Raw genomic sequence first — 8,158 nt, forward strand, 5'->3', positions numbered from 1 at the left:
CCTGCGGGCTGTCTATCTCCGCCCCGGCATCGACCAGCGAGCGGGACCGCGAGATCGCCTCAGCCATGGACCGGCGGATCACCCGGCAGACCCGAGGCAAGGGCGGCCAGAGCAGCTAATGGCCCACGGATGGCCCGCAAGATCGGAGCGGGGGAGTGGCCGACCGGCCCAGGATCGGGGGATGCAGCCTCTGACCTGGGCCGGAGGCTGTTGGAGCGGGCGACGGGAATCGAACCCGCACCGTCAGTTTGGAAGACTGAAGCTCTGCCATTGAGCTACGCCCGCGTGCGCCCCGCTCTCGCGGCACGCGCCCGACAGCCTACCGAATCGCCGAACCGGACGCGCAGCGCCGTACCGCGCGCCGCCCCGCACCGCCCCGGTGCCCGTCCGGGGGGCCCGGACGGCATACACTCTTCGTCGCGACGGGGTGTGGCGCAGCTTGGTAGCGCACTCGCTTTGGGAGCGAGGGGCCGTGGGTTCAAATCCCGCCACCCCGACTGTCGTTCGCGACCGGGTCGCCCGGGAACCGCCGATTTTTTCCGCGCGGTACCCGGGCGCTGCCGATGCCGCAGGCCGGCTCGCCTACACTCGATGCGCGCAATCACGCCCAGACTCAACTGAGATCCGTCAAGGAGTACGCCTGTGAAGAGCACCGTCGAGACTCTGAGCCCGACGCGCGTGCGGCTCGCCATCGAGGTGCCGTTCGTCGAGCTCGAGCCGAGCCTCAAGAAGGCGTACCGGGAGATCGGCCAGCAGGTCCAGGTTCCCGGCTTCCGCCGGGGCAAGATTCCCGCCGCCGTGATCGACCAGCGGGTGGGCCGGGGCACCGTCCTCAACGAGGCGGTGCAGGAGGCCATCCCGCAGAACATCCTGGCCGCGGTCCGCGAGCACGACCTGAAGACGCTCGGCCGGCCCGAGGTCGAGATCACCGAGTTCAACGACGGTGACTCGCTCAACTTCACCGCCGAGGTGGACGTCCGGCCGGAGATCACCCTGCCGGACCCGGCCACCGTCGAGGTGACCGTGGACGAGATCCAGATCGCCGACAGCGAGATCGACGAGCAGGTCAACAGCCTGCGCGAGCGGTTCGCCACGCTGAAGACCGTCGAGCGGGCCGCCCAGGAGGGCGACTTCGTCCAGATCGACCTGAACGCCACCGTCGACGGCGAGGACGTGCCGGGCGGCCAGGCGAGCAACATCTCGCACGAGGTCGGCAGCAAGCAGCTCCTGCCGGGGCTGGACGAGGCGCTGGTCGGCCTGGCCGCCGGCGACAGCACCACCTTCTCCACCCAGCTGGTCGGCGGCGACTTCGCCGGCCGCGACGCCGACGTGGCGGTGACCGTCCGCACGGTCAAGGAGAAGGAGCTGCCCGAGCTCAACGACGACTTCGCCCAGCTGGCCAGCGAGTTCGACACCATCGAGGAGCTGCGCGCCGACCTGCGTGAGCGGGTCACCCGCGGCAAGCAGGTCGAGCAGATCTACGCGGCCCGCGACAAGGCCCTCGAGCAGATGGTCGCCGCCGCCGAGGTGCCGGCGCCGGAGGGTGTCGTCAAGGAGGAGGTCGAGAGCCGCAAGGCCGCGATGGTCGACCAGCTCGAGCGCATCGGCGCCTCCCTGGAGGAGTACCTCGCCGCGGAGGAGAAGACCGAGGAGCAGATCGACACCGAGCTGACCGAGGCCGCGACCGAGGGCGTCAAGATCCAGCTGCTGCTGGACACCCTGGCCGACGCCGAGGACGTCCAGGTCTCCGACGACGAGTTCGGTCACGAGATCGTCCACCGCGCCCAGCGCGCCGGCATGGCCCCGCAGCAGTACTACGACCAGCTGGTCCGCTCCGGTGCCGCCGCGGCCGTCTTCGGTGACGTCCGCCGGGGCAAGGCGCTCGCCTCGGTGATGGAGAAGATCAAGATCAAGGACGCGGCGGGCAACGAGGTCTCCCTCGACGCGCTGCGGGCCCAGAACGAGGCCGAGCACGACCACCAGCACTGATCGTCGGGCGTCGGCCGCCGTCCCGCGCTCCGCGCCGGGCGGCGGCCGAAACCCTTTTCCGGGTACGGCCCGCGGGTGACTGCGCTGAGAGCGAACAGTGCCCCGACCGGGAGTACGCCCCCCGGCTGAGCGGTTAGTGTCGGGTAGGACGGTACGGAGAGCGAAGGGCTGCCATGACCGACATGCACATCCCCAAGAAGTCGCTCCGGGCGATCGAGGCCCGCGGTGGCGACTCCATTGGCAACCTCGACGACTCGGTCTACAACCGGTTGCTCAAGGAGCGGATCATCTTCCTGGGCAGCGAGGTGACCGACCAGGTCGCCAACCGCATCTGCGCGCAGCTCCTGCTGCTCGCGGCGGAGGACCCGGACCGCGACATCAACCTCTGGATCAACTCGCCGGGTGGCTCGGTCTACTCCGGCATGGCGATCTACGACACCATGCAGTTCATCGACAACGACGTGTCGACCGTGGCGATGGGAATGGCCGCGTCGATGGGCCAGCTCCTGCTCTGCGCCGGCACGAAGGGCAAGCGCTACGCGCTGCCGCACGCGCGGATCATGATGCACCAGCCCTCCGGTGGCCTCGGCGGCACCGCGTCGGACATCGCGATCCAGGCCGAGCAGATGCTCTACACCAAGCGCATGTTCCAGGAGCGGGTCGCGCACCACACCGGCCAGAGCCAGGCGCAGATCGAGGCGGACTCGGACCGGGACCGCTGGTTCACCGCCCAGGAGGCCATGGACTACGGCTTCATCGACAAGGTGATCATCGGGGCCGCGCAGGTTCCGGATGGCGCCGGGACCCTGAGCTGAGGAGCTGACGATGACCGACCTGAGCCTGCCGCCCCAGTTCGCGGCCGTGCACAACCGCTACGTCCTGCCGTCGTTCGTCGAGCGCACGTCGTACGGGATGAAGGAGTCCAACCCGTACAACAAGCTCTTCGAGGACCGGATCATCTTCCTCGGCGTCCAGGTGGACGACGCGTCGGCCAACGACGTGATGGCCCAGCTGCTGACGCTGGAGGGCACCGACCCGGACCGCGACATCATCATGTACATCAACTCGCCGGGTGGCTCGTTCACCGCCATGACGGCGATCTACGACACCATGCAGTACGTCCGCCCGGACATCCAGACCGTCTGCCTCGGCCAGGCGGCGAGCGCGGCGGCGGTGCTGCTCGCGGCGGGCACCCCGGGCAAGCGGATGGCGCTGCCCAACTCCCGGATCATCATCCACCAGCCGGCCACCGAGGGCGGCTACGGCCAGGGGTCGGACATCGAGATCCAGGCCCGGGAGATCCTGCGGATGCGGACGCAGCTGGAGGACATGCTGTCCCGCCACTGCAACCGGCCCATCGAGCAGGTCCGCAAGGACATCGACCGTGACAAGATCATGACGGCCGAGGAGTCCAAGGAGTACGGGCTGGTCGACACGATCCTGACCAGCCGCAAGAAGGGTCTGCTGGCGTCTCACGCCGCCGGCTGAGCAGTGCGAGGTCGGAGGTCGGTCGGGGCGTCGTTCCCGGCCGACCTCTGACACACCCGTTTTGGGGGTCGGAGAAACCTCCGGCAGCGGGTAACGTCGGGTCTGTGCCGCTTCGCTGGGTCGGACCGGCGAGGTGGGACGACAGGACGGACGGGCGCGCGGCGCCCGCAGGTCAGGGGCCGGCGCACCGGCCGACGAGTGCAGGGAGAACGTAGGTGGCACGGATCGGTGACGGCGGCGACCTACTTAAGTGCTCCTTCTGCGGCAAGTCGCAGAAGCAGGTCAAGAAGCTGATTGCGGGCCCCGGGGTCTACATCTGCGACGAGTGCATCGATCTCTGCAACGAGATCATCGAAGAGGAGCTGGCCGAGTCCGGCGAGGTGAAGTGGGAAGAGCTTCCCAAGCCGATGGAGATCTGCCAGTTCCTCGACAACTACGTCGTCGGTCAGGAGCAGGCCAAGAAGGCGCTCGCCGTCGCGGTCTACAACCACTACAAGCGGATCCAGGCGGAGGCCGCCGGCGCCCCGGGTTCGGGTACTGACGGCGTGGAGCTGGCCAAGTCCAACATCCTGCTGCTCGGCCCGACCGGCTGCGGCAAGACCCACCTGGCGCAGACCCTGGCCCGGATGCTCAACGTCCCGTTCGCGATCGCCGACGCGACCGCGCTCACCGAGGCGGGCTACGTCGGCGAGGACGTGGAGAACATCCTCCTCAAGCTCATCCAGGCCGCCGACTACGACATCAAGCGCGCCGAGACCGGGATCATCTACATCGACGAGGTCGACAAGATCGCCCGGAAGTCGGAGAACCCGTCGATCACCCGGGACGTCTCCGGCGAGGGCGTGCAGCAGGCGCTGCTGAAGATGCTCGAGGGCACGGTGGCCAACGTGCCGCCGCAGGGCGGGCGCAAGCACCCGCACCAGGAGTTCATCCAGATCGACACCACCAACGTGCTGTTCATCTGCGGTGGCGCGTTCGCCGGCCTCGACCAGATCATCGAGTCCCGCACCGGCTCCGGCGGCACCGGCTTCGGCGCCCGGCTCCGGTCGGTCTCCGAGCGGTCGACCGACGACATCTTCAGCCAGGTCATGCCGGAGGACATGCTCAAGTTCGGGCTGATCCCCGAGTTCATCGGCCGGCTCCCGGTGATCACCAACGTGCGCAGCCTCGACCGCTCCGCGCTGGTCCGCATCCTCACCGAGCCGCGCAACGCCCTGGTCCGGCAGTACCAGCGCCTCTTCGAGCTGGACGGCGTCGAGCTGGAGTTCGAGCCGCCCGCGCTGGAGGCCATCGCCGACCAGGCCATGCTCCGCGGCACCGGCGCCCGCGGCCTGCGGGCGATCATGGAAGAGGTCCTGCTCTCCGTGATGTACGAGGTGCCGAGCAACCCCGACGCCGCCCGGGTGCTGATCACCCGCGAGGTCGTCCTGGAGAACGTCAACCCGACCATCGTTCCCCGCGAGTTCACCGGCCGGCGTGCCCGCCGGGACCGCGAGGAGAAGTCGGCCTGACCGCCCGCCGCGACCGCGCCCGGGTCAGCTCGGGCGCGGTCCGCGTGACCGGGTCCGCCGGTCCCACTCGCCCGACGGGGTGACCACCACCATCACGAGCCGCGCCGGCTCGTCACCCGCCGTGCGGTAGCCGTGCTCGCGGTCGGCGTGGAACTCCACGGTCTCGCCGGCGCGCACCTCGTGGTCGACGCCCTCGACGGTGACCGTGACGGTGCCGGCCAGCACGTGCAGCACCTCCCGGGTGCCGCGCGGGTGGTCGGCGGAGTGGTGCGCCTCGCCGGGCTGCAGCCGCCACTCCCACAGCTCCACCAGGTCGGGCTCGCCGAGACCGCTGAGCAGCCGCGCGGTGCCGCCGTGCCCGCCCCGCCACAGCACCGGCGCGTCGCCGGCCCGGGAGACCCGTACGGTGCTCTCCTCGGCCGGTTCGAGCAACCGGGCGATGTTGACGCCGAACGCGTCGGCGACCCGGCAGAGCGTGCCGACGCTCGGGTTGGTCCGCGCCCCCTCGATCTGCACGAGCATGCCCTTGCTCACCCCGGAGCGGCCGGCCAGTTCCTCGAAGGACCAGCCGCGGGCGGCCCGCAGCTCGCGTACCTGTCGGGCGACCGCGGAGGTCACCGCGCCCACCCGCCCTCCGGCGTCGGTCATCACACTATCCTTCGCGGTCAATATTGTGGTACGACTGCCTGATGTTCCCCATTGTGCTCGCGGCGGTGTCCGCGGTCGCGTTCGGCACGGCCGACTTCTCGGGCGGCAAGGCGTCCCGGCACGCCGACCCGATCGCGGTGACGGTGGTGTCGCAACTGCTCAGCGTCCCGCTGCTGCTCGCCCTCGTGCTGATCGTGCCGGGCACGCCAGGCCCGCTCGACCTGGCCTGGGGGCTGCTCGCCGGGGTGGCCGGGGCGGCCGGCGTGATGCTGCTCTACAAGGCCCTGGCCGGCGGCATGATGGCGGTCGTCGCACCGGTCACCGCGATCACCGCCGCGGTCGTGCCGATCGTCGCGGGCCTCGTCACCGCCCACTCCCCGGGCACCCTCGCGCTCGCCGGCGCCGGCCTCGCCGTGGTGGCCATCGCACTGGTCAGCCTGGGGGAGGGCGGCACCACGGGACGGGTGTCGGGCCGACTCATCGGCATGGCCCTCGGCGCCGGGCTGCTCTTCGGGATCTTCTTCGCGCTGCTCGGCCAGGCCGACGAGGGCGCCGGCATGTGGCCGGTGGCCGCGGTACGGGTCAGCTCCATCGCCTTCGGCCTCGCGCTCGCCGTGCGCACCGGCGTACGCCTCCGGCTGCGACCGCGCGTGCTCCGGTGGGCCGCGGCGGCCGGCCTGCTGGACTCGGCGGCCAACGCGCTCTTCCTGGCCGCCGCCGGCCGGGGGCACCTCAGCGTGGTGGCCGCCATCGCCGCGCTCTACCCGGCGAGCACCGTGCTGCTCGCGCTCGCGGTCGACCGGGAACGGCTCCGCCCGGTGCAGCTGGCCGGGCTCGGCTTCGCCGCCGGCGCGCTGGTGCTGGCGAGCGTCTGAGCCCTGTCGCCGCCCGTCCTCCGCCCGTACGCTGAGCGTCATGCGTGTCGCCGTGTGTCAGCTCAACGCCCGTGACGACCGGACCGCGAATCTCGCCGCCGCCGAGGCCCTGCTGGCCCGGGCCGCGGCGGCCGGCGCGGACCTCGCCGTCCTCCCGGAGTACGTCGACTACCTCGGCCTCGCCGCCGGCATGCCCCCGGCCGAACCCGTCGACGGCGTGGTCGGCCGCTTCTTCGCGGACGCCGCCCGCCGGCTCGGCATCTGGGTGATCGCCGGCTCGTTCCACGAGGCCGGTCCCGACCCCGAGCACACCTGGAACACCTCGCTGGTCTTCGACCGGGACGGCGCGCTCGCCGCCAGCTACCGCAAGATCCACCTGTACGACGTCGAGATTCCCGGGCGGGTCTCCTACCAGGAGTCGGCCACGGTGGCGGCGGGTGAGAAGCCCGTGGTGGTCGACGTCGAGGGTCTCCGGGTCGGCCTGTCGATCTGCTACGACCTCCGGTTCCCCGAGCTCTACCGGCAACTGGCCACCGATGGCGGGGCGGAGCTGCTGGTCGTGCCGGCCGCGTTCATGATGCACACCGGGCGCGACCACTGGGAGGTGCTGCTCCGGGCCCGGGCGATCGAGAACCAGTGCTACGTCGCGGCCGCCGGCCAGACGGGCGACCACGAGCCGGGGCGCACCTGCTTCGGACGCAGCATGGTGGTCGACCCGTGGGGGACGGCGCTCAGTCAGGTGGCCGACGGCCCGGGGCTCGCCGTGACCGACCTGGACCTCGACCGCCTGCGGACGATCCGCGTCGAGCTGCCCAGCCTCGCCAACCGGCGGCTCTGAACCCGGCTCAGCTCTCCAGCAGCACGCCGACGACGGTGAAGCCGGCGATCGCCGCCGCGGTGACGAGCAGGGCGGTGGTCATCCGGGAGGGACCGCGCCGGACGAGCCGTCCCACCGACAGCAGGACGACCGCGAGCACGCAGGCGCCGATGACCAGCTGCCAGAACGGCAGGAGAAGCCCGAGCAGGGCCTCCTCGGCGAGCGTCGTCGCCGGGAGCCGGGACACGTCATCCATGCCAGACACTCTGGCACGGATGGGCCCGCGGCGGTCCCGTCCGATCCCGGCTCTCCGGTGCCCTGGGCCGTCGGCGGCCCGCCGGCGGCCGCGGGCAGAGACGATCATTGATTTGCCTTCTCAGGGCCGTCCGCGTAACTTTCTCTCTGCACGCGGGAGGCCGGGCAAACCGGCCGAGAACGGGCGCCAGGCTGGTGGCGGCGACGCCGAGCCAGACTGAGGATCGGGCGGTGCGAGACACTCCGGGAAACACGGGGTTGCGATCGCGAAGCCGACCGGGTAGAGTTCGAAAGCCGGCAGGGAGCCGGGCGGGTGGCCGCGCAAGCGGCGATCGGCCGGTCCGCCGGAAACCACGACAGTAACGACCGCCGGTCACGGCGTGCGTGAGCGTGGATCGGCTCGAACCAAGTTGATCACCTCAAACACGAGGTTGACAGCGAGGATCGCACCGAGTAAGTTAGAGAGGTTGCCCCGGACGGGGTCCTGCTGATGCGGGGTTCCGGATGGTGTGTGGTTGTTCTTTGAGAACTCAACAGGGTGCTTGATAAGCCAGTGCCAAATTGATTTATACCCC

General features: G+C 70.6%; 9 protein-coding genes and 2 tRNA genes. 7 read left to right on the top strand and 4 right to left on the bottom strand.

The genetic code is table 11. The features are described 5' to 3' along the window. Window positions 1-211: 211 nt before the first annotated feature. Window positions 212-285, bottom strand: a tRNA-Gly gene (locus NLX85_RS15125). A 138-nt stretch (window positions 286-423) separates the two neighbouring features. On the opposite strand from NLX85_RS15125, the gene NLX85_RS15130 reads away from it, so the two are divergent. From NLX85_RS15130 to clpX, 5 genes are all read left to right on the top strand, one after another. Then, window positions 424-497: transfer RNA gene (locus tag NLX85_RS15130), tRNA-Pro, on the top strand. Window positions 498-642: 145 nt separating this feature from the next. Continuing rightward, window positions 643-1,989, top strand: coding sequence for a trigger factor (gene tig, locus NLX85_RS15135; RefSeq protein ID WP_254335479.1), 1,347 nt, complete (start codon window positions 643-645; stop codon window positions 1,987-1,989). Window positions 1,990-2,162: 173 nt separating this feature from the next. Next, entirely contained in the window at window positions 2,163-2,804 is a 642-nt protein-coding gene (locus NLX85_RS15140) for an ATP-dependent Clp protease proteolytic subunit (RefSeq protein ID WP_088960728.1), read from the top strand. A 10-nt stretch (window positions 2,805-2,814) separates the two neighbouring features. Then, window positions 2,815-3,477, top strand: coding sequence for an ATP-dependent Clp protease proteolytic subunit (locus tag NLX85_RS15145; protein WP_212833062.1), 663 nt, complete (start codon window positions 2,815-2,817; stop codon window positions 3,475-3,477). Window positions 3,478-3,692: 215 nt separating this feature from the next. After that, complete coding sequence (clpX, locus tag NLX85_RS15150) at window positions 3,693-4,988, top strand: ATP-dependent Clp protease ATP-binding subunit ClpX (protein ID WP_254335480.1); 1,296 nt, start codon at window positions 3,693-3,695, stop codon at window positions 4,986-4,988. A gap of 24 nt (window positions 4,989-5,012) precedes the next feature. Here the strand turns inward: clpX and NLX85_RS15155 are convergent, their stop codons facing one another. Then, complete coding sequence (locus tag NLX85_RS15155; RefSeq protein WP_254335481.1) at window positions 5,013-5,636, bottom strand: helix-turn-helix domain-containing protein; 624 nt, start codon at window positions 5,634-5,636, stop codon at window positions 5,013-5,015. 41 nt (window positions 5,637-5,677) lie between these two features. Between NLX85_RS15155 and NLX85_RS15160 the strand changes: the two genes are divergently transcribed. Further along, complete coding sequence (locus NLX85_RS15160) at window positions 5,678-6,511, top strand: DMT family transporter (RefSeq protein WP_254335482.1); 834 nt, start codon at window positions 5,678-5,680, stop codon at window positions 6,509-6,511. A gap of 40 nt (window positions 6,512-6,551) precedes the next feature. Then, the gene (locus NLX85_RS15165) at window positions 6,552-7,349 is read left to right on the top strand and encodes a carbon-nitrogen hydrolase family protein (RefSeq protein WP_254335484.1); all 798 of its coding nucleotides are present in this window, start codon (window positions 6,552-6,554) and stop codon (window positions 7,347-7,349) included. 7 nt (window positions 7,350-7,356) lie between these two features. On the opposite strand, the gene NLX85_RS15170 is transcribed toward NLX85_RS15165, so the two are convergent. Beyond that, window positions 7,357-7,584 carry a hypothetical protein gene (locus NLX85_RS15170; protein ID WP_254335486.1) on the bottom strand — a complete coding sequence of 76 codons (228 nt, stop codon included), beginning with the start codon at window positions 7,582-7,584 and terminating at the stop codon, window positions 7,357-7,359. 372 nt (window positions 7,585-7,956) lie between these two features. Continuing rightward, window positions 7,957-8,158 (bottom strand): hypothetical protein (locus NLX85_RS15175; RefSeq protein ID WP_254335488.1); only part of this gene is annotated, 202 nt, incomplete at its 5' end.

This window comes from Micromonospora sp. A3M-1-15, assembly GCF_024213425.1.
GTDB classification, from domain to species: domain Bacteria; phylum Actinomycetota; class Actinomycetes; order Mycobacteriales; family Micromonosporaceae; genus Micromonospora; species Micromonospora chersina.